Here is a 19,854-nt window from a genome sequence, read left to right on the forward strand (position 1 = left end):
ACGTGGAGGCGGTTTTTTTAATAGACCAGTTTTATTTTCGTATAACCGTTACGTCTTGGGCTTATCGATAAATATGACAATTGTTTGGTAAAATATTGTTGAGCGATAGGTGTTACAAAATGATCGAAGGCATCGTCTTCTTTATAGCTTGAGCAAAAAACGTAAGGAGGTAAACGGAATGGAACATTCGGCGCCGGATTTGTTTCGTCAACAGTTTAATACACATTATCCTTCGGTTAGACGAAAGCTTGTCGCACTTATTCGCGATGAAGCAGCTGCGGAGGATCTTGCCCAGGAAACATTTCTAAGGCTTTACCGGAATCCACCGGATCAGCCTGAAGCAATAGGAGGCTGGCTTCATCGCGTATTAACGAGGCTGGCTTATGATTATATGGATAAAAAAGCACGAGAGCGTGCTCTAACACAAAAACAGGAACAAAGCATACTCGCACAGCCGCAAGCGGTTCAGTCGAATGAACAGCAGTTGATTGATAAGGACGAGCAGGAACGGGTTAGAGGCTGGTTAGATACGCTGCCCGAACGGGACAAAAAAATGCTTCTGCTCCGATATGAAGGATACAGCTATGCGGAAATCGCAGAGCAGCTCCAGTTGCGGCAGCCGCAGGTCGGGACGATGCTGCGCAGAGCCGGGGCTAGGCTGAAGCGCCATGCGCATAAGGCAGAAGGAGCATTGTCTCATGAATGATGTGCGATGGCCAGCGCCTGCTGCACCTAGCATGAAAGGTCAAAACCTTTTAGGAGGAGTTCAAGATGACAAAAAATGATGAAATAAACAAAAAAGAAGCAGAGCAAATGTCGGCTGCATGGGCGCGTCTAGAGAAACAGCTTCAAGCCTCAGAGCAATCGCCGCTTTGGGAGCAATGGGAAGAACAAGGCAAGCACGCTGCTGAGTTCAATAAGGAGACAACAGCTGCAGCTAGCGCTGCGCATACAAAAGCTGCTACCGCTCAAACGTATCCAGAACAAATGCAAGCAAATGCGGTTCCGCTAGGACGAGCTCGTGCTTCATCCAGTCCAGCTGCTAATAAACCGAATAAAAGTGGAGCTGTAGGCCGCTGGTTCAAAAGGAATGTTGGCAAAACAATAGCGGCATGCGCAGCAGCTGTCATTACGGTGGTTATTGCGACCCCCTCAACAAATGAAGCATTGGCGGCATGGCTTAATACGTTCCGAATGGATAACGTAATGATTGTGCAGCAAAATGATTTGGAGTCGCTCATGAACAGCTTCATGAAGGATGGCGAAACGCGTGAAACCGTTAACCGTTTCGGTACCTTCGAGCAGACGACTGTCGGAAGCTGGTCAAAGATGACCGTAGAACAAGCTACTAAGGAGCTGGGCTTTGCTGTTCCAACATTGACGGTTCCAGAGATTCAGTTAGGTGCCATATCATCGATGTCAGCTCAGACGATAGCCTTCCGCCTAAATGTGGATGAAATCAATAGTGCAATGCGTAAGCTGGGCGCGGATAAGCTGCTGCCGAAATCAGTAGACGGCAAAGCAATTGAATTCAACGCAGGCCAAGGCGTAACGATCACGTATGAACCTAAGGAAGGAAGTACTTCTAAGCAAAGCCTATGGGTTGAATATATCAAGCAGCCTAGCATCAAAATGGATCCTTCAGTGGATGCAAAGGATGCCTATGAGGCTATCATTCGCTTCCCAGCGCTTCCTGATCATTTGCGCAAATCGCTTGTGCAAGCATCAAACATGGAAAACGGAGAAATTCCATTTCCGCTCATTACAAATGAAAAGCCGGAGAAAATCGTTATTGAAGGGGTTGATGTATATTTGAATCAATCCGCTGACCATAGTTACGCAAATGCGATGTGGCTTAAAGATGGCGTTGTAGCAAGCGCACACTTTAACGATTTTGAGGACAAACAAAAAGTACAGTCGCTTATTGCGGAGCTGATTCATCCATGAGTGCTGTTGCTATTGAAACCATCGGATTATGCAAGGATTACGGTGAAGGACGAGGCTGCCACGATGTTACACTGACGATTAGAGAAGGGGAAGCCTTTGGCTTCCTCGGTCCTAATGGAGCGGGAAAAAGCACGATAGTGAAAATGCTCACAGGCCTTATTAAACCAACCTCAGGTAAAGCTCAAATCTTCGGACAGCCTTCAGGATCAATCGAGGCTAGACGGAGATTTGGCTATTTGCCTGAGTTGTTTCGTTATCCGGATTGGTTGACGGGCGAAGAGGTTTTGGCTTTTCATGCAAAGTTGTGTGAGCTCGACCGCTCTATGGCCAAACGACGCATTCATCAGCTTCTCGACGATGTGGGCATTGGCAGCCGGGGAAGCGACAGGCTCAAAGGGTATTCGAAGGGGATGCAGCAGCGGCTTGGACTCGCATGCGCTTTACTCACAAATCCGGATATCGTTTTTCTTGATGAGCCGGCTTCAGCGCTTGATCCTGTTGGCAGACATGAGGTGCGAGATTTGCTTGCTAGGCTGAGAAGCCAAGGGAAAACGATCTTTCTTAATTCGCATTTGCTTGAGGATGTGGAACAGTTATGCGATAAAGTCGCTCTACTGAATAACGGTAAAGTGCTGGCGGAGGGAAAGGTATCCGATGTGCTGAGCTCGCAGTCGAGCTGGCGATTGCGAGTCAGCGGTTATACCCCTTTAGCAGCTGAACGTATCCAGCAATTGCTAGGAGCGAATGTGGTTGTGTCGAACGCTGAGCATGATGAAACATCTGTTTGGCTGGAGATTGAACTGGAAAATGACGAGCAAATAGGGTTGGTCAATTATATTCTTATTGAGCTGGGTTTGACGCTGTATGAGGTTGGGAAATTGCAATCACGGCTCGATGAATGGTTTATGCAGGCCGTAACAGGCCTTGAGCATAGGGGGGAGCGCAGATGATCGCGGTTTGGGGCCTAACTTGGAAGGAGCTCGTTCGTAAAAGAGTAACGCTTATGACGGTCATCATGACGGTTCTCTTCTGGATTGCTTACTGGTTTATTGCTGATGCTATCGCCGGTGGCGAGGTGAATGTTGCGACTTCTATGAACTTATTCGAAAATTTTGCCCGCAGTGCAATGATTATGACATTAGGTTTCTTCTTTGGCGCTTTTGCCGTTGCTTTCCTATCTATATTCAGCTCCGTGGCGGCTGTGACAGGGGAAGCAGAGCAAGGCGTTCTTCAATCCGTACTCGCAAGGCCCATTGCGCGCTGGAAGTGGTTTTTGGGCAGATGGCTCGGCTTTGTCAGTTACGTTGCGTTATATGCATTCCTGTTATTCAGCTCAATTATTCTTATCAGCTGGGCAGAAACTGGCGTCTTATTCAGCATGATGGTGTACTTCAAATCACTTTTGTTTTTTATGTCTGTTATTCCGCTATTAGTATCCTTAACGATGCTTGGCTCCTGTTATTTAAGTCCTTTGGGAAATGGCATTTGGATGACGATGCTCTTCGGTATGGGCTGGCTTGGCAGTACGATTGGCCGGTTTATGAGCACAGGTAGGATTCAAATGAAAGGGATGCAAACACTTGAGACCATCACAGGCTTAATTAAGCTGGCTATGCCGGCGGATACGTTGCAGCAGCGCATGCTTAACGAATTATTTTCAATCTCTGAGCTTAGAGGCTTATATAACATTAACGCAGAGCTAAGTATTTTCTCTATTAACGGAGCGGCATCAAATTCCTTTTTAATTTATTGCGGTATTTACACGGCTGCGCTGCTCGGCATAGGTATACTAATTATGAAGCGAAAAGATTTTTAAGCGGGGCTGCCCCTTTTTGGAGGAGGCAGTCGACTGCTTTTTGTTTATGTCTTTATGGAAGATTGGATGCCATTAAAGTGAAAAACATCAGTTTAGATTAAGTGGGGAAGCCTGCATAAATAGCATGATTTTTGTTGAAAATAAAAGCTTCTCTTTCTTTGGAAAATCCAATTTTCTCGGCAACACGAATGGACGCTAAATTATTGGGGTCTATAATACTGATCAATTTTTGCAAGCCTAAGTGATGAAAACCAAATTGCTTGCAAGCCATGGCTGCTTCAGAGGCGAATCCTTTGGACCAATATTTTTTATTTATATGGTAGCCGATTTCTACCTCAATTGTTCCATCGATCGTTTGTTTAACAAGGCCACAATCACCGATTAGTTCATCCGTTGCCTTTAAGCAGACTCCCCATAAACCAAATCCATCGTTTTTGTATCGTGCTTCATTTCTTTTTATCCAATTTTGAGTTTCTTGGATAGTAAATGGTGCTGGATAATTAGCCATCGTTTCGGGGTCAGAAAAAATAGCATGTAAACCTTCAAAATCATCCTCTTTGTAGCATCTCAAATATAATCGATTCGTTTCAATCACAACCATATATTTACCCCTCCTACGATGAGAATTAAATAATTCCACTAAATTATAACAGTAGTTATTCATAAATTCACCGATAATGCTTCTTCTTCGTTAGGTATGAAAAGTGATTTAAATAAAAATGCAATAGGGTGCTTGTGGACTTTGCGAGCGTCTGCTAAACTATAGTTGTTATTCAGTAAATTTATTAACTAAATTCGGAGTGTGGCATGGCAACGATAAAAGATATTGCGCAGGAGGCAGGTGTTTCAGCTGCTACCGTATCCAGGGTTTTGAACAATGATGTCACCTTGGCAGTAAGTGAGGAAACGCGTACACGAATATTCAGCATTGCCGAGCAGCTGCAATATAAGCCGTCCAGGCTGCGAAGAATGAAGAAGGAAGAGCAGCTCTCGCGTCAGCAAATCGGTTTGCTTATGTGGTCGACACTGGAAGATGAGCATGATGATCCTTATTTCTCCTCCATTCGCAAAGGCATTGAAACGCGCTGCGAGGAGCTTGGAATCAATATTGTGAAGGTGCTTCGCGGCAATAGTCGAGTGGAGATGCAGTCGTTCAACGAGCTGGATGGTGTGATTGTTGTGGGCTCCATCCATGATGAGGATGTTAATCAGTTGTATAGCAACGGAAATCGGCTTGTATTTGTGAACCATTCAGGCGAGCTGTATGAGTATGACACCGTAAAGCTACATTTTGAGCAAGCAACCCGAGCAGTAATCAAACATCTTAGAGAACTAGGACACCAAAAAATAGGCTACATCGGCGGGAATGATTATATCCACCGTCTGAATCGTCAATTTGAAAGTACAGAGACGGATGAGCTTCGCCGTGTTTTTTTCGAGAAGGAGATGCGTGAGCTCGGTCTTTATGATGAAAACTTCGTCATTAAGGCATATTGGTCTTCAAACAGCGGATATGAGGCGATGAATCAGATGCTTCAGCAAAGCTCGAGGCCAACCGCTTGTTTTATTGGAAGTGATCCGATGGCTGTAGGTGCTTTGCGCGCGCTGCATGAGCATGGTCTTCGAGTGCCTGAGCATATGGCGATTGTAGGTTTTGATGACATTGAAATCTCTGCATTTTTGAATCCGCCGCTAACGACGGTTCGCGCGCATACTGAGCATATGGGCAGAACGGCGGTACAACTGCTGCTTGAGCGGATCGAAGGCCGCGAGGCAGCTGTTCATATGACCGTCAATACGACGCTCATTGTGCGGGAAAGCTGCGGCAGTTCTGTGAAATCGTAAGTATTCATTTATATAAACTTTTAGGAGGTTATTATTTTGTCTATTCAATATGATCAACAGCTCTCGGTATTCCACTTGCAAGCGAAGGATACAAGCTATGTTATCCATATTACGAAATCAGGTTATCCTGCACATGTCTATTGGGGCAAAAAAATTCGCGGCGTGCAGCTGGAGCGTTTATTTGAGCTTAAGGAGCGGGCTTCATTCACGCCTAGCACAGAGCTGGACCAATTGGAACTGTCACTGGATACGCTTCCGCATGAGTATCCTGCATACGGCAACTCTGATTTCCGCATGCCTGCATTCCAGGTCAAGCTTCCAAATGGAACAACAGTAACGGATCTGCGCTTTGATTCGCACCGCATTGTGGATGGAAAACCGGCGCTTGCTGGATTGCCCGCAACGTATATTGAGAACGACTCCGAAGCACAAACGCTTGAAATCACGCTGAAAGATGATCTGACAGGCTTGTCCGTCATTTTGTCTTATACCGTATTTGAAAACTACGATGCGATTACTCGTTCCGCTAGAATTGTCAACAACGGTACAGCTACTTTGGATTTACAGCGCGCGTTCAGCATGAGCTTGGACTTTGCGCATGACAACTTTGAGATGCTTCAGCTCTCTGGTGCTTGGATTCGTGAGCGCCATATTCATAAGCGCAAGCTTGAGCCGGGTTTGCAATCGATCGAGAGCCGCAGAGGTTCAAGCAGCCATATGCAAAATCCGTTTGTCGCTTTGCTCGCTGAGGGTTCTACCGAGGATCACGGCGATGTATACGGTGTAAACCTTGTGTACAGCGGTAATTTTACGGCTGGCGTCGAGGTGGATCAATTCCATGCAGCAAGGCTATTCATTGGCATTAACCCATTCGACTTTAATTGGCGATTGGAGCCGGGCGAGGAGTTCCAAACGCCAGAGGCGGTAATGGTACACTCTGAGCATGGCCTCGGCGGCATGTCACGCAGCTTCCATGATTTGTACCGTGCTCGCTTAATTCGCGGCACGTTCCGTGATCAAACACGTCCGATACTCGTCAACAACTGGGAAGCGACGTATTTTAACTTTAATGCGGATAAAATCGAAGATATTGCGCGTGCCGGCAAGGAGCTTGGCATCGAGCTGTTCGTACTGGATGATGGTTGGTTCGGCAAACGCGACAACGACACAACTTCGCTAGGGGATTGGTTTGTTGACCCGAAAAAGCTGCCAAACGGCTTAGAGGATTTGGTTAGCCGCGTGAAGCGTCTAGATATGCAATTCGGCCTTTGGTTCGAGCCGGAAATGATTTCGCCTGAGAGCGAGCTGTACAAAGCTCATCCTGATTGGTGCTTGCATATCGACGGCCGCAGACGGACACAAGCGAGAAATCAACTCATTTTAGATTTGTCACGCGCGGACGTTCAACAATATATCGTTAAGTCGATATCGGATATTCTTTCAAGTGCGCCGATTACGTACGTAAAATGGGATATGAATCGCAATATGACAGAGATCGGTTCAGCACTTCTGCCTGCAGAGCGTCAACGCGAGACCGCTCATCGCTATATGCTGGGTCTCTATTCCGTGCTTGAGCAAATTACGTCTGCTTTCCCTGATGTATTGTTCGAGAGCTGCTCTGGCGGCGGCGGCCGCTTCGATGCGGGCATGCTTTATTACATGCCGCAAACATGGACAAGCGACAATTCGGATGCGGTATCTCGCTTGAAAATTCAATACGGAACAAGCATCGTTTATCCGGTTAGCGCGATGGGCGCTCACGTATCAGCCGTGCCTAACCATCAAGTGAACCGTATAACATCCCTAGAAACTAGAGGAAATGTTGCGCTATCTGGAAACTTTGGTTATGAGCTTGATCTTACTCAATTTACGGAGGAAGAGAAGACGACCGTTAAGGAACAGGTTGCTCTTTATAAGGATGTAAGGCATCTTGTGCAATTCGGAGATTTCTATCGTCTGCTTAGCCCGTTCGAAGGCAATGAAACGGCATGGATGTTCGTCTCCAAGGATAAAAAAGAAGCATTTGTAGTGTTCGTTACTGTTCTGCAAGAGCCAAATCTGAAGCTTAATCGCTTCTGCCTCAAAGGCCTTGATCCGAACCGCGATTACAAGCTGCTTGGTGAAGAAACGGTATATGGCGGCGATCAGCTGCTTTATGCTGGGCTTGCAACTCCGCAATTTTATGGCGATTATGCAAGCAAGGTATACCGCTTCCTCGCCGTGGAATAAACGATCTAAACTAAAGGGGTTATCTCAAAAGTGGATTTCATTACTTTTGAGGTAATCCCTGTTTTGTTTTAGCTTAGGTGTGAAAAAAAATAGCGATGCAGGGGTCGTCCCTGTACCGCTATTTATTCCTTGTTCAAAACGAGCAGACTGCTGCTCGAATTTTCACTTCTATTATGTACTATTGTACTAGCCGCTCATAGAAGTTGAAGCTGCTGCTGCAATAAAAATAACGAAAATGATGATGTAAATAACGAGAATGATTGCCGCCCAAATTAATGATGCTTTAAAATAGTTTTTCTTCGTTGGGTTGCCTTCACCAAACGCCCATACAAACATCATAATAACATTAACGATCGGAATGATTAAAATGAGTGTAGTGAGCATCCACTCTTTAATTGTAATGACAGGCGACATTTCCTGATTTTGTTGATGCCCGTATCCTGGTACACCGGGATTTACGGGGGGTTGCTGATAGTTATCCATTCTTTCTCTCCTCTGAGTTCATAGTGCTGTAACAATTTGGTCACAAATTGATTATATATAAATTCCCATAATTTACAACCCTTGAATTGAAGAAAATTGTTTTTTATTTATAAAATTTAGGGCTTGTATTCAATTATAGCGACAAAATAATAGATTAATTGATAGAAAATAAATGATATTATCGATTATCAATTTGTATTTTTACGGGCGGAAAGGAGAGGATAAACTCCTTTTAAGAAGACATAAAGTAGACAATATTTCCATAAAATTATAAATTCCATCCTGTAAGCCTCTTGCCCTTGACGTTACGTCAAGGGTTATACTCTGTTCAAGAGGGGGGATGAACAGATGAATAATAGTTCTTCTTATGCGATTGGCGCATTCGCGAAGCTGACAAAAGTTACTGAGCGAACGCTCCGTTATTACGATCGACAGGGACTGCTTAAGCCGTCCAGCCGAAACGCGCATGGGCATCGCTTTTATACGGATCAGGATTTAATTCAACTGCAAAAGATTTTAACGTTAAAATATTTGGATTTCTCTTTAGAGGACATTTCTGCTTATTTGCAGCGGCCGGAGGAGGACTTGCAGCACTCATTAGCTTCCCAATATGAGATGCTTAAGAAAAAGCAGGCGCATTTGGAGCGTGTAATAGACACCATTGGACGGATGCAGAAAATTTTGGAGGGAGCGGGCAAGGTCGACAGCGATTCCTTGCTCGTGTTTATTCAACATATTCAGCATGAACAGCAGCAGAAGGAATGGCTGTCAACGCAAATGCCGCCTTCTTTAGTAGATGCGATATTTATGGAAGGGATAGACTCGGAAATCAGATCGGCATTTGAAAGTAAAATAACGGTGTTCGCCATGGAGCTAAAGGAACTTTATAAGCAAGGAAAACAGCCTCTGGACGAAGAGGTGCTTGCTTGCGGTCTGAGTCTTGTTGCGCTCTTAGAGGAACTGCTGTCACCTGTCTTAGAGAGGTTTAGTGAAGAGGAGCTTGCGCAATTAGAGGTGCTGAACGATCCAGCTCATTCCTTTGATCCTTTTTTATTCCCAAATTTGTTTACGAAGGATGAAGAAGCCTTCTTAGCCGTTACTTTCGATCATCTAGAGGCATTGAAAAAGTTGAAAGCAGGGATAACCGATGAAAAATAGTGCTCAAGCAGATATGCCGAAGGCAACCATTGGCGTTTCACAATTTTTCAAGCTGATCGCGAAGCATAGACCCGCTAAGTTATTAATTATCGCTGCCGTTGTATTGGGACTAGGAGAGACGCTGCTCTCGCTGCTCATCCCTTTATTGACGAAAAATTTAGTCGAGGAGTTATCGCAATCGACCATCCAAACGATGACGTTTGTTGTGCTTGGAGCAGTGTTTCTCGTTCAGACCATTATGTCTGGTTTCTCGGTCTATACGATGTCCTATGTAGGTCAGTATGTTATTGCAGGCTTGCGACGTGAAGTATGGAACCGAGTGATAAAGCTGCCAGTACCGTTTTTTGATCGCAACAATTCCGGCGAGACGATGAGCCGTGTTACGAATGATACAAATGTGATCAAAGATTTTATCATCGGGCATGTAATATCGTTTTTTGGAGGAATTGTATCTATTATAGGCGGCGTAATTCTCCTGCTGCTGATTGATTGGAAGCTCACGCTGCTTATGCTGATTGCCGTTCCAGTAGCACTTCTTGTTCTATGGCCGCTAGGCACCAAAATGTTCACAGTATCCAAATCCATGCAGGATGAAACTGCATTATTTCAAGGCGATCTTGGCCGTGTGCTCTCCGACATTCGGCTTGTGAAGGCATCGCTTGCTGAGCCGGTAGAAAATCGTCAAGGCGACAAGCGAATCTCGCATTTGTTTACATTTGGCTTGCAGGAAGCTCGAATCATGTCAATCGTAACCCCTTTAATGATGACGGTGATGCTGCTCATTCTTGTTATATTAATCGGTTATGGCGGTGTAAGGGTCGCACAGGGCACTTTAACGGGCGGAGAGCTGGTTGCTGTCATTTTGTATATGTTCCAAATTGTTATGCCGTTTACGCAGATGGCTTCGTTCTTCACGCAATTCCAGAAGGCGATGGGTGCTTCAGAACGTATTTTGGAGCTGCTAAATGAGAAGGAGGAACAGTCCAGCCATGAGATTGCGGCAGCAGTCCTTCACGAGAAAGATCTTCATTCCTATATTAAATTTGAACAGGTAAGCTTCGGATATTCGGAGGATCGGCCGCTGCTTCATTCGCTCTCGTTTCAAGTGAAGCAGGGACAAGTAACGGCGTTTGTAGGCCCGAGCGGCACAGGCAAGACAACGCTGTTCTCGCTGCTGGAGAGGTTCTATAATCCAACCGAGGGCGTCATAACGTATGGCGGGGAACCGATCGCTTCCATGGCGCTGGAAGATTGGCGTAAGCGGATTGCTTATGTTTCACAAGATAGCCCGATGATGCAAGGCTCGATTCGTCACAATCTGACTTATGGGCTGGAGGATGTGAGCGAGGCGAAAATCAGGGAAGCTGTCGGTCAAGCGAATTTAACAACTTTTATCGATTCGCTTCCTGAAGGTTATGAGACGGAGGTTGGAGAAAGAGGCGTTAAGCTTTCGGGAGGCCAGCGTCAACGGCTGGCGATTGCCCGGGCTATTTTGCGAAATCCTGATATACTGCTGCTGGATGAAGCGACGGCTCACCTCGACAGCGATTCGGAAATGCAAGTACAAGAAGCGCTTCAGGGCCTTATGACGGCAAGAACGACATTAGTCATTGCCCATCGACTTTCAACGATTCGTGGAGCCGACCAAATCATTGTGCTTGAGAAAGGTGGAATTTCGGGTCAGGGCACCCATGCGGAGCTGCTGGAGAACCATGAATTATATGCTAAGCTCGTACAGCAGCAGTTTAGTGTTGAGTAGTTAGGTTAGTCGCGACAATAAAGCATGCTGTAGCGTTAATGCGATTCCAACGGGTATCCAAGTCATTTTTGTCCAGATAAGCTATACTCAATACAACAGGTTATTGTATACCATTCCTAGGAATTGAGGTGGCTTAAGGATGGCTAATGTAGCAGAAGTAACCAATCGACCTATTGCATTGATTACGGGAGCATCCAGTGGATTTGGGCTTTTGACGTCGATTCGCTTAGCGCAAGAGGGCTACTTTGTAATCGCAACAATGAGGGACATCGGGAAGAAGGAAGACGTGCTTGCAAAAGCAAAAGAGAACGGCGTACCAGATCATATTGCAATAATGAGGCTTGATATTACCGATTCTGACACCATAGTGGAAGTCATTGAGCAGGTAATGGAGCGCTGGGGCAGAATCGATGTGCTCGTAAATAATGCGGGGTATGCCGTAATGGGCGTCGTTGAGGAAATACCGATGGTGGATTGGCGTGCTCAATTTGATACGAATTTCTTTGGTACCGTTGCTGTTACGAAAGCGGTTCTGCCACATATGCGAGTTCGCAGCCAAGGCAAAATTATTAATGTCAGCAGCGGAGCAGGCATTCTTGGTTTTTCCAACACGGGTGCGTATTCGGCCTCGAAATTTGCATTAGAGGGCTTTAGTGAAGCGCTGCGGCTAGAGCTGCTGCCATTTTCTATCCCGGTCGTACTCGTAGAACCCGGTACTTACGATACGGGCATTGCAGCAAAGCATGTGTTTCGTGCGGAACAAAACTCCCCTTACAGCAAAATGATTGAGCGCTTTAATCAATTCAATAAAAAGTCGGAGAAAAATGCGCCTAATCCGATTCAGGTTGCGAACACGATCGTGAAAATTTGCCAATCCCGCCGTCCGAAGCTTCGTTATGTGTGCGGAAATGATGCGAAGATGATTTTTGTTATGAAAAAGCTGTTCCCTTGGCGACTCATCGAATTTGTACTTCGCAAAGCACTGCACTAAATTCAAATAGCTGAGAGCGTTGTTTTCTGCGCTGCTCGGCTTTATTTTTATGTAGCCAAGACAGATAAGACCCTGAGACCATTGACGCATCGAAAAAGTCCATGGTACTCTAACTTCACATGGAAACTATTGGAGGGATCATCTTGATTGAAATTCGCTTATCGGTAGGTTATGACGAGTATGAAGAAGGCGTAAGGATGTCTGAACTGATTGAGAAATTGGCATCTAGCGCAGATGGCGAGAAGCTGTCTATACTAACGATTGGCGATTGGGGTCAGGCGTATGAGAATTCTCCGGACAGCTTCTTGGAATCATTGATCAGCCACAAAGATTCTTTTCCTAATTTAACGAAATTATTTATTGGAGATATGGGTTTTGAGGAATGTGAGGTTTCCTGGATTAATCAGACGAACCTTTCACCGCTGCTTGCGGCATTCCCGAATTTGCAGTCATTGTCGATCAAGGGCAGCCAAGAGTTAAGCTTGCAGCCGCTTGTACACGAGAAGCTGCAAGAGCTCGTTATTATTTGCGGAGGGCTTCCGAAGTCTGTGCTAGAGGAAATAACGAGTGCAAAGCTGCCTGAGCTGAAGAAGCTTGAGCTTTATCTGGGCGTAGATGATTACGGTTTTGACGGCGGAATAGAGGATGTCATGCCGCTGCTGCAAGGTGATCTGTTTCCAAAGCTTACATACTTAGGCTTGAAGGATAGTGAAATTCAGGACGAAATCGCAATTGCGATCGCGGATGCGCCGATTTTGGACCAGTTGGAAATACTTGATCTTTCTTACGGCACGTTATCCGATGAAGGCGGCAAGGCACTGCTTGCAAGCGAGCGTGTGAAGAAGCTGAAGCACCTTAACCTGAGCTACCACTATATGTCGGATGAGCTGCTGCTTCGCTGGAAGCAAGCAGGCCTGTCAGTAGATGTGACGGACCAGCAGGAAACGGATGAAGATGATTGGCGTTATCCGTTCCTTACTGAATAATGGATCATTTTATAAACGACGGCGTTGCCGAAGCTCCTTATTTGCTCATCGGAAATCCGTCTAACAAACGAACATTCGGCTTGCAGGCAGCAAGAAAGAAGCAGGGGCTCGCTCCTGCTGTTGTGCTCTCCTATGAGCAACTGCTCAAGCGAACAGTGTTTATTCAAGATATTTTGCGAGATTATGCAGAAGCCGATAAGGTCATTATTCGGCTAGATGCGCCAGGTGAGGATCAAGCTGTTGAACGACAGTTGATCGCATGGGGTGCGGCTGACCGAAGCGGCGATGACTTATTCTGGTCAGCGGGCTCTCTGCCGCACAATATTTCGATATCCGCGGAGGAAGCGCAGCAGCTGCCGCTGGAGCATGGACGAATCTATTACCCAGCACAGTGGTACCGCGGGTACTGCCGATTTCTTGCTGCGATGCATACAGAGGTTAAAGCATCAGGCGTTTCCGCAAGCTGGGTAAACTCGCCGGGAAGCGTAGCTAATATGTTCGACAAAAGAAGCTGTTGGCAGCTGCTCACACGTCATGGACTCATCATGCCGGCTCTTCCTGCTCCTACAGGAAGCATAAAAAATTACGATGAACTGCAAGCGGCGATTGCTGCAAGCGGCATGAGGCGTCTGTTTATTAAGCTTGCCTGCGGATCGGGCGCTTCTGGTGTTATTGCCTATCAGATCAATCCTCGTACAGGCGATGAACTGGCTATCACGACCATCGGCATAGAAGAACGGGCCCGCGGTATTTGCTATTTCAACGAAGGCAAGCTGCGGCGTTACAGGGAACGCTCAGACATTCGGCGAATGGTCGATTGGGTATGCCGGGAAGGCGCACATATTGAACGATGGATTGAGAAGGAAAGCTTCGAGAGCAAGTCGTTTGATGTACGGCAGCTTGTTGTGGATGGTAAGGCTTGTCATACGGTACTCCGTTTAAGCAGCACTCCAATTACGAATCTTCATCTGCGCAACGAACGGAGGATGGATGTCGAGCAGCTGCTATCTGCAGAAGTAAAGGCAGCGGTGCAGCGGACAGCTGAATCCGCGCTCCGAGCATTTCCCGGCTGCTCTTCGGCAGGCGTTGATGTGCTAGTTCAAAGAGGAAGCGGCATGACCTATCCGATAGACATCAATCCTTTTGGTGATTTGCTGTACGGCGCCGAGTATGAGGGGATGAACACCTATGAATGGCAAATGCAGCAGCTGCTTAGAGGGGAATAGATACGAATGTTAGACATGAACCAAATTGTAGGTTCTCACGATATACTCATGATTACGCTTGATACGCTGCGTTATGACGCTGCGAAGCTTGAGGAAAAGAATTGCCCGAACCTTTGCGGAAGTGGAGGCTGGGAGAAGAGGCATTCGCCGGGCAGCTTTACTTATGCTGCCCATCATGCTTTTTTTGGCGGTTTTTTGCCTACTCCTGCAAATACGGACAAAGCTTCTCATATTAGATTGTTTCATACAAAAAATACGGGGCTTAAGACGCACCCTCATACATGGTTATTTGACGCTCCGGATCTTGTATCCGGCTTGCAGGAGGCGGGCTACCGAACAATCTGCATCGGTGGCGTCATTTTTTTTACGAAAAAGAATAAGCTAGCCAAGGTTCTGCCTAGTTATTTTCAAGAAAGCTATTGGCGGATGACATTCGGTGTAACGAATCCGCGTTCGACGGAGCATCAAGTGAATCACGCGCTTAAGCTGCTGGAGAGATCGGATCCCGCCGAGAAGCTGTTTCTGTTCATGAATATATCAGCCATGCATGGACCTAATCATTATTTTGTAGATGGCGCCAAACGGGATTCCGTGGAAACACAGCGTGCCGCGCTTCGTTATGTTGATAGTCAGCTTGCCCCATTGTTTGAAGCTATGCGGCGCAGAGGGAAAACTTTATGTCTTGCGTTTTCCGATCATGGGACAGCCTACGGCGAGGACGGCTATGAAGGGCATCGGCTCGCCCACGAGGTTGTCTGGAATGTGCCGTATCGCGAATTTATTTTGGAATAAGGAGGAGAAGCAGCTTGCAAAAATCATCTTCGCTACCATCTTTTCCGGAGCTTAAGGAGCAGGAGCAGCGCTGGATGGCGGCTCCTTACCGTTCCTATTTGTATTCCTATCCCCATAAGACAGCTTACCGTGATTTGCATCCCGCGCAGTCACTTAAGGAGATGTGGGAGCGGGATCAAACCGATTATTATTTTTTGTATATGCATATTCCTTTTTGCGGTGCCCGCTGCGGCTTTTGCAATTTGTTCACGCTGCCTGATCGTCGTTTAGACGTACATGAGCAGTATATAGATGCCATGCAGCGGCAGGCGGAGCAGTGGGCGCCTTGGTTTAAAGGCAAAACATTTTCGCGATTTGCGATTGGCGGCGGGACGCCAACCTTGCTTGCGGCTCCCCAGTTGAACCGTCTATTCGATATAGCAGAGAATACAATGGGCCTTGATCCGATGAAGGCATCGGTATCGGTCGAGACGTCGCCGGAAACGGTAACGGCTGACCGCATGCGCGTTCTTAAGGATCGCTATGTTGATCGAATCAGCATGGGTGTTCAAAGCTTCGTTGAAGAGGAAGCAGCAGCTATCTATCGTCCGCAGAAGCCGCGGCTTGCGGAAGAGGCGCTGGAAACGTTGATGTCCTATTCGTTTCCGCTCGTGAATGTTGATCTTATTTACGGGTTGCCTAAGCAAACCGCGGAAACATGGATTTATTCACTGGAGAAGGCGATCAGCTATGCGCCTGGCGAAATATTTATATACCCGCTTTATACGCGTGAGAACACCATTATAAAGCCGGAGCAGATGCGCAGCGCAGGAGAGGATATTCGACTGGAACTGTACCATATTGCGCGGCAGCGTCTGGAAGCGGCAGGCTATAAGCAGTTTTCGATGAGGCGTTTCGCTAGAGATACATCGTTTGATCATAAAACCGTGCTGCCCTTCAGCTGTCAGGAGGAAGGCATGGCAGGGCTTGGCTGCGGGGCACGCTCTTACACCCGCGATGTACATTATGCATCGCGTTATGGCGTGAGCGCAGCGGCAACGCGCAGCATTATTGAACAATATGTTGCTGCAGAGCGTTATGATACGGCCGATTACGGCTTTATTCTGAATGAAGCGGAGCAGAAGCGCAGGTTTATATTGAAAGCTTTACTGCACCGCGAAGGGCTAATCTTACACACGTACGAGGAGCGATTCAAGAGTAATGCGCTATCCGATCATCCTGATTTGCAGACACTGATCCGTTTGGAGCTGGCGGAGCTTCAGGAGGATACTCTTCGCCTGACGACTCAAGGCATGGCTTATTCGGATGCGATTGGCGACGAGTTTATTTCGGGCGAAGTAAGAGAGCTTATGAACGGATACGTCATCCGATGAAGGCGGTGCTCTATTACCGCGGCGCGTTGTCATCATGCAATTATGACTGTCCTTATTGCCCATTCAGCAAAACAAAGGACAGCAAAGCGACGCTTGCGAAGGATAAGCAGCAGCTTCATGCCTTTATGGACTGGGTTCGGGAGCAAGGCAGCTCCGGACATCAGCTCTCGATTTTTTTCAATCCTTATGGCGAAGCGCTCGTACATCGGTGGTATCGTGAGGCGATGATCGAGCTGTCCCATATGCCGCATATCGAGAAGGTAGCTGTCCAGACCAATTTATCCGTCAAGCTTGATTGGACGAACGACATCGACCGGAGCAAGGCAGCCTTTTGGGTTACCTATCATCCTGGACAAACGAGCCATGCTTCTTTCCTAAGCCAGTGCATGAGGCTGTATGAGCAGGGAATTCCTTTTAGTGTCGGGTCTGTTGGGATACGCTCGGCTTTCGGCGCGATTAAGCAGCTGCGGCAGCTGCTGCCAGAGGATGTATACCTGTGGGTCAACGCCTTCAAGGATCAGAAAAATTATTATTCAGAGAATGAGATTGTTTATTTAACCGAAATTGACCCGCATTTCCAGCTGAACGTTCCCGATTACGATAGTTTAGGCAAACCATGCGGCGCGGGCTCACATGTGTTTTATGTGCAAGGGGCTGGCATTGTCAAACGCTGCTATAGCGATCGCAAGGTTATCGGCCATCTCTATCGTGACGGACTTGAGGGTCTAGCATCTGAGCGTCCTTGCACGATGAAGAAATGCGGGTGCTACATTGGCTATATTCATATGCCCGAACTGAAGCTGGGCGAGGTTTACGGTGATCGTCTGCTAGAACGCATACCGTCAGGTTATGCGCGATAGCTTGCTTCAAAATTATCGAAATAGGGTAAAGTAAATCATGGCTTGAATCATGAGAGGAGTGTGCACCATATGACACCACTAAAAAAGGTAGCATTTCTGCTAGCGGACGACTTCGAAGATTCCGAAATGAAAAATCCCTATGATGAAATGGCGAAGAACGGACATGATGCCGTTATTATTAGCTTGAAGAGCAATGACGAGTTAAAAGGAAAACAGGGGACCATTACGTACACCTCGCATTTGGCCATTGAGGAAGCTAATGCAGATGACTACGATGCGATCATTATCCCAGGCGGAAAATCGCCGTCTCATCTTATGGGCAATGCGGATGTGCAGGCGTTTGTTCAAAAGGCAGATCAAGCAGGCACAACCATTGCGGCAATATGCCACGGTCCGCAAATTTTGGAGGCAGCTGGCCTGCTGAAGGGACGCACTTTAACGGCCTATCCTGCTTTATCCGCAGAAATTGAAGCAGCCGGCGGGACTTTTGTCGATAAAGAAGTTGTCGTTGATCGCAACTTTGTTACTTCGCGAACGCCAGAGGACGAGCCTGCTTTCATTCGGGAGACACTTGTAAAGCTTGGCGTAAACGCTTGGTAGTTTGAAATTGCTTTCGTTTTTATAGCGAAAGCGCAAGCAGGTTGGACTGTCTCACTAGATCCAAGCGGATCTGGGACAGTCCTTTTTTGTATCACATTGCATATTTTGCTGGAGCGAACTTGGTCATCGCATTGCAAGTAGGGTATACTTTTTAGTATATATACGTTTAGTAAGGAAGGAGAGCATGCTTGAATGCCAGACATGAAGCAGGGTGAACATACAGATCAAGCAAACCGCCCCCTTATTCAACGGCCTTCTACAGTGAGCAGGACAAGCCTTATTGATAACGGCATGACCGTTTTGCAGCAATGGGGAGCCGATCATATTTGCAAGGTTTGTATAGCTAACAGCGGATCATGCTGCCGCGATTGCCGCCATTTGCTCGATGGTGTAGGCTGCCAATTGCGAAATACAAGCTGTACTGCATGGTTATGCGGTTTTCATAAATATTTATTGTTTGAGGTTGGGCAGTTAGAAGAATGGAACCTGTTTTGGGATGATGTACCCGGTCAGGAGTTTCGTGAGGACTTTACACCCGAGCAGGTCATAATTGATAAATCATTAACGATTCAACAGCAAACAATGGAGCATCTTGGCGAAGCGCTTGCTGCAGATTTACAGGAGATGGAACGCTCGCATATTGCAATCGGCATTATCCTTACGCTTCGGGAGAAGCTGGATAAAAATATTGATCAGTTTATGCTCGAAGACAAGGATCATAAGCGGAAGCTGAGGATCAAACGGAAAATAAAAGTTCTTTCAAGCGATTTCCAGCGCTTTCACCATTTATTGAATAAATATAAGCTAGAGCAAGCTGAGCTCCATAACATGTAGAAAAAGGAGCCGATTATTCCGGCTCCTTTTCTGCTTTTTAATTCAAAAATTCGAGCAGCTCCTCATTGAATCTAGTTGGTTCGTCGAACAGCATGCCATGGCCGCTTTGCTCGAACGTAACGAGCGTGGAGCCGTCAATGCCGTTAAGCAGCTGCTTGGCGAATTCTGGCGGACATATTTGATCCAGATTGCCTTGGAAAATCGTCGTCGCAGCTTTGATTTGCAGCATATCATTCCGCAAGTCCTCATCGCGCAGCGACTCGAACGTATGGATTGACCCCCATGCGGATGCCTCTAAGCCGAGCAGCTGCAGCCAATCTTTGAATGGCTGGCTGATGGCGTTTGGCTCTTGATCGGCTAGAAATTTCTCGCCGAAATCACGGAGCAGCTGCGGACGGTCTTGTTTGATTGCAGCGATTTGATCATTTGCTTCCTCTTTTGTCATGCCATGCGGGTAATTTTCACGCTGCGTGAATGAGGGAGCTGCTGCGCCTAGAAGCGCGAGCTTACGAATGCCGTAACCGCCATGGCGCGCCATATAGCGGACGGCAATTGCTCCTCCTACCGAGAAACCAACGAGATAGGCTTGATCCAGTTTCAAATAATCAATAACAGCCTTTACGTCATCTGCAAGTCGATCGTAGCTATAGCCAGCTGCGGGAGCACTGGATTTGCCGAAGCCGCGTTGATCAATTCCAATACAGCGATAACCTTGCTCGGATAGCAGAGTGAACTGAGCTTCAAACATTTTGTGGTTCAGCGGCCAGCCATGCAAGAAGATAACGGGGCTGCCGGAGCCTATATCCTCAACATAAAGTTTAACTTTTTTCTCAACCTCGATATAATGTCCCATCATATCTCTCCTCTCGCGTCTATACTTTTACTTACCCGTATTAGCATCTTTTGAAAAATAAATCTTTTTCATACGTAAGAAGAGTTAGAATAGCGGTATATG

Annotated in this window: 19 protein-coding genes; 16 read left to right on the forward strand and 3 right to left on the reverse strand. The window is 46.8% G+C overall.

Annotated features, from left to right (window positions below; all coding sequences use genetic code 11):
- Window positions 1-178 precede the first annotated feature (178 nt).
- The 4 genes from BK120_RS22615 to BK120_RS22630 all read left to right on the forward strand — a co-directional run bounded on the left by BK120_RS22615 (window position 179) and on the right by BK120_RS22630 (window position 3,763).
- Window positions 179-706, forward strand: a complete 528-nt coding sequence (locus BK120_RS22615; RefSeq protein ID WP_076269762.1) for a sigma-70 family RNA polymerase sigma factor — start codon at window positions 179-181, stop codon at window positions 704-706.
- Window positions 707-771: 65 nt separating this feature from the next.
- Complete coding sequence (locus BK120_RS22620) at window positions 772-1,947, forward strand: hypothetical protein (RefSeq protein ID WP_076269763.1); 1,176 nt, start codon at window positions 772-774, stop codon at window positions 1,945-1,947.
- The gene (locus tag BK120_RS22625; protein ID WP_076269764.1) at window positions 1,944-2,897 is read left to right on the forward strand and encodes an ABC transporter ATP-binding protein; all 954 of its coding nucleotides are present in this window, start codon (window positions 1,944-1,946) and stop codon (window positions 2,895-2,897) included. Before BK120_RS22620 ends, BK120_RS22625 begins: the two co-directional genes overlap by 4 nt.
- Window positions 2,894-3,763 carry an ABC transporter permease subunit gene (locus BK120_RS22630; RefSeq protein ID WP_076269765.1) on the forward strand — a complete coding sequence of 290 codons (870 nt, stop codon included), beginning with the start codon at window positions 2,894-2,896 and terminating at the stop codon, window positions 3,761-3,763. The genes BK120_RS22625 and BK120_RS22630 overlap by 4 nt, the downstream gene beginning before the upstream one ends.
- Before the next feature lie 97 nt (window positions 3,764-3,860).
- Here BK120_RS22630 and BK120_RS22635 read toward each other — a convergent pair whose 3' ends face one another.
- The gene (locus BK120_RS22635) at window positions 3,861-4,364 is read right to left on the reverse strand and encodes a GNAT family N-acetyltransferase (RefSeq protein ID WP_076269766.1); all 504 of its coding nucleotides are present in this window, start codon (window positions 4,362-4,364) and stop codon (window positions 3,861-3,863) included.
- Between the two features lie 206 nt (window positions 4,365-4,570).
- Between BK120_RS22635 and BK120_RS22640 the strand changes: the two genes are divergently transcribed.
- Window positions 4,571-5,608, forward strand: coding sequence for a LacI family DNA-binding transcriptional regulator (locus BK120_RS22640; RefSeq protein ID WP_076269767.1), 1,038 nt, complete (start codon window positions 4,571-4,573; stop codon window positions 5,606-5,608).
- A 36-nt stretch (window positions 5,609-5,644) separates the two neighbouring features.
- The gene (locus tag BK120_RS22645; RefSeq protein ID WP_076269768.1) at window positions 5,645-7,837 is read left to right on the forward strand and encodes an alpha-galactosidase; all 2,193 of its coding nucleotides are present in this window, start codon (window positions 5,645-5,647) and stop codon (window positions 7,835-7,837) included.
- A gap of 186 nt (window positions 7,838-8,023) precedes the next feature.
- On the opposite strand, the gene BK120_RS22650 is transcribed toward BK120_RS22645, so the two are convergent.
- Window positions 8,024-8,320: a hypothetical protein gene (locus tag BK120_RS22650; protein WP_076269769.1), complete on the reverse strand. Its 297-nt coding sequence runs from the start codon at window positions 8,318-8,320 to the stop codon at window positions 8,024-8,026.
- Between the two features lie 348 nt (window positions 8,321-8,668).
- Here BK120_RS22650 and BK120_RS22655 point away from each other — a divergent pair, with 348 nt between their 5' ends.
- The 10 genes from BK120_RS22655 (at window position 8,669) to BK120_RS22700 (ending at window position 18,899) form a co-directional block, all read left to right on the forward strand.
- Complete coding sequence (locus BK120_RS22655; RefSeq protein WP_076269770.1) at window positions 8,669-9,478, forward strand: MerR family transcriptional regulator; 810 nt, start codon at window positions 8,669-8,671, stop codon at window positions 9,476-9,478.
- The gene (locus BK120_RS22660) at window positions 9,468-11,237 is read left to right on the forward strand and encodes an ABC transporter ATP-binding protein (protein ID WP_256710985.1); all 1,770 of its coding nucleotides are present in this window, start codon (window positions 9,468-9,470) and stop codon (window positions 11,235-11,237) included. Before BK120_RS22655 ends, BK120_RS22660 begins: the two co-directional genes overlap by 11 nt.
- Before the next feature lie 139 nt (window positions 11,238-11,376).
- Window positions 11,377-12,228: an SDR family oxidoreductase gene (locus BK120_RS22665; protein ID WP_076269771.1), complete on the forward strand. Its 852-nt coding sequence runs from the start codon at window positions 11,377-11,379 to the stop codon at window positions 12,226-12,228.
- Between the two features lie 146 nt (window positions 12,229-12,374).
- A complete protein-coding gene (locus BK120_RS22670; RefSeq protein ID WP_179089872.1) occupies window positions 12,375-13,214 on the forward strand; it encodes an STM4015 family protein in 840 nt (279 codons plus the stop codon).
- Window positions 13,214-14,440, forward strand: coding sequence for an STM4014 family protein (locus BK120_RS22675; RefSeq protein WP_076269773.1), 1,227 nt, complete (start codon window positions 13,214-13,216; stop codon window positions 14,438-14,440). The genes BK120_RS22670 and BK120_RS22675 overlap by 1 nt, the downstream gene beginning before the upstream one ends.
- A 6-nt stretch (window positions 14,441-14,446) precedes the next feature.
- The gene (locus BK120_RS22680) at window positions 14,447-15,232 is read left to right on the forward strand and encodes an STM4013/SEN3800 family hydrolase (protein ID WP_076269774.1); all 786 of its coding nucleotides are present in this window, start codon (window positions 14,447-14,449) and stop codon (window positions 15,230-15,232) included.
- 74 nt (window positions 15,233-15,306) lie between these two features.
- A complete protein-coding gene (locus tag BK120_RS22685; RefSeq protein WP_083682339.1) occupies window positions 15,307-16,605 on the forward strand; it encodes an STM4012 family radical SAM protein in 1,299 nt (432 codons plus the stop codon).
- Window positions 16,602-17,465: an STM4011 family radical SAM protein gene (locus BK120_RS22690; RefSeq protein WP_076269776.1), complete on the forward strand. Its 864-nt coding sequence runs from the start codon at window positions 16,602-16,604 to the stop codon at window positions 17,463-17,465. Before BK120_RS22685 ends, BK120_RS22690 begins: the two co-directional genes overlap by 4 nt.
- A 69-nt stretch (window positions 17,466-17,534) precedes the next feature.
- Window positions 17,535-18,065, forward strand: coding sequence for a type 1 glutamine amidotransferase domain-containing protein (locus BK120_RS22695; RefSeq protein WP_076269777.1), 531 nt, complete (start codon window positions 17,535-17,537; stop codon window positions 18,063-18,065).
- Window positions 18,066-18,257: 192 nt separating this feature from the next.
- The gene (locus tag BK120_RS22700; protein WP_076269778.1) at window positions 18,258-18,899 is read left to right on the forward strand and encodes a hypothetical protein; all 642 of its coding nucleotides are present in this window, start codon (window positions 18,258-18,260) and stop codon (window positions 18,897-18,899) included.
- Window positions 18,900-18,936: 37 nt separating this feature from the next.
- Here the strand turns inward: BK120_RS22700 and BK120_RS22705 are convergent, their stop codons facing one another.
- Window positions 18,937-19,752, reverse strand: a complete 816-nt coding sequence (locus BK120_RS22705; RefSeq protein WP_076269779.1) for an alpha/beta fold hydrolase — start codon at window positions 19,750-19,752, stop codon at window positions 18,937-18,939.
- Window positions 19,753-19,854: the final 102 nt, after the last annotated feature.

It is taken from the genome of Paenibacillus sp. FSL A5-0031 (assembly GCF_001956295.1).
Taxonomy (GTDB): domain Bacteria; phylum Bacillota; class Bacilli; order Paenibacillales; family Paenibacillaceae; genus Pristimantibacillus.

Coding starts and splice junctions, on each gene's coding strand:
- BK120_RS22615 (WP_076269762.1), top strand. CDS start 179: ATGGAACATTCGGCGCCGGATTTGTTTCGTCAACAGTTTAATACACAT.
- BK120_RS22620 (WP_076269763.1), top strand. CDS start 772: ATGACAAAAAATGATGAAATAAACAAAAAAGAAGCAGAGCAAATGTCG.
- BK120_RS22625 (WP_076269764.1), top strand. CDS start 1,944: ATGAGTGCTGTTGCTATTGAAACCATCGGATTATGCAAGGATTACGGT.
- BK120_RS22630 (WP_076269765.1), top strand. CDS start 2,894: ATGATCGCGGTTTGGGGCCTAACTTGGAAGGAGCTCGTTCGTAAAAGA.
- BK120_RS22635 (WP_076269766.1), bottom strand. CDS start 4,364: ATGGTTGTGATTGAAACGAATCGATTATATTTGAGATGCTACAAAGAG.
- BK120_RS22640 (WP_076269767.1), top strand. CDS start 4,571: ATGGCAACGATAAAAGATATTGCGCAGGAGGCAGGTGTTTCAGCTGCT.
- BK120_RS22650 (WP_076269769.1), bottom strand. CDS start 8,320: ATGGATAACTATCAGCAACCCCCCGTAAATCCCGGTGTACCAGGATAC.
- BK120_RS22655 (WP_076269770.1), top strand. CDS start 8,669: ATGAATAATAGTTCTTCTTATGCGATTGGCGCATTCGCGAAGCTGACA.
- BK120_RS22660 (WP_256710985.1), top strand. CDS start 9,468: ATGAAAAATAGTGCTCAAGCAGATATGCCGAAGGCAACCATTGGCGTT.
- BK120_RS22665 (WP_076269771.1), top strand. CDS start 11,377: ATGGCTAATGTAGCAGAAGTAACCAATCGACCTATTGCATTGATTACG.
- BK120_RS22675 (WP_076269773.1), top strand. CDS start 13,214: ATGGATCATTTTATAAACGACGGCGTTGCCGAAGCTCCTTATTTGCTC.
- BK120_RS22680 (WP_076269774.1), top strand. CDS start 14,447: ATGTTAGACATGAACCAAATTGTAGGTTCTCACGATATACTCATGATT.
- BK120_RS22685 (WP_083682339.1), top strand. CDS start 15,307: ATGGCGGCTCCTTACCGTTCCTATTTGTATTCCTATCCCCATAAGACA.
- BK120_RS22690 (WP_076269776.1), top strand. CDS start 16,602: ATGAAGGCGGTGCTCTATTACCGCGGCGCGTTGTCATCATGCAATTAT.
- BK120_RS22695 (WP_076269777.1), top strand. CDS start 17,535: ATGACACCACTAAAAAAGGTAGCATTTCTGCTAGCGGACGACTTCGAA.
- BK120_RS22700 (WP_076269778.1), top strand. CDS start 18,258: ATGCCAGACATGAAGCAGGGTGAACATACAGATCAAGCAAACCGCCCC.
- BK120_RS22705 (WP_076269779.1), bottom strand. CDS start 19,752: ATGGGACATTATATCGAGGTTGAGAAAAAAGTTAAACTTTATGTTGAG.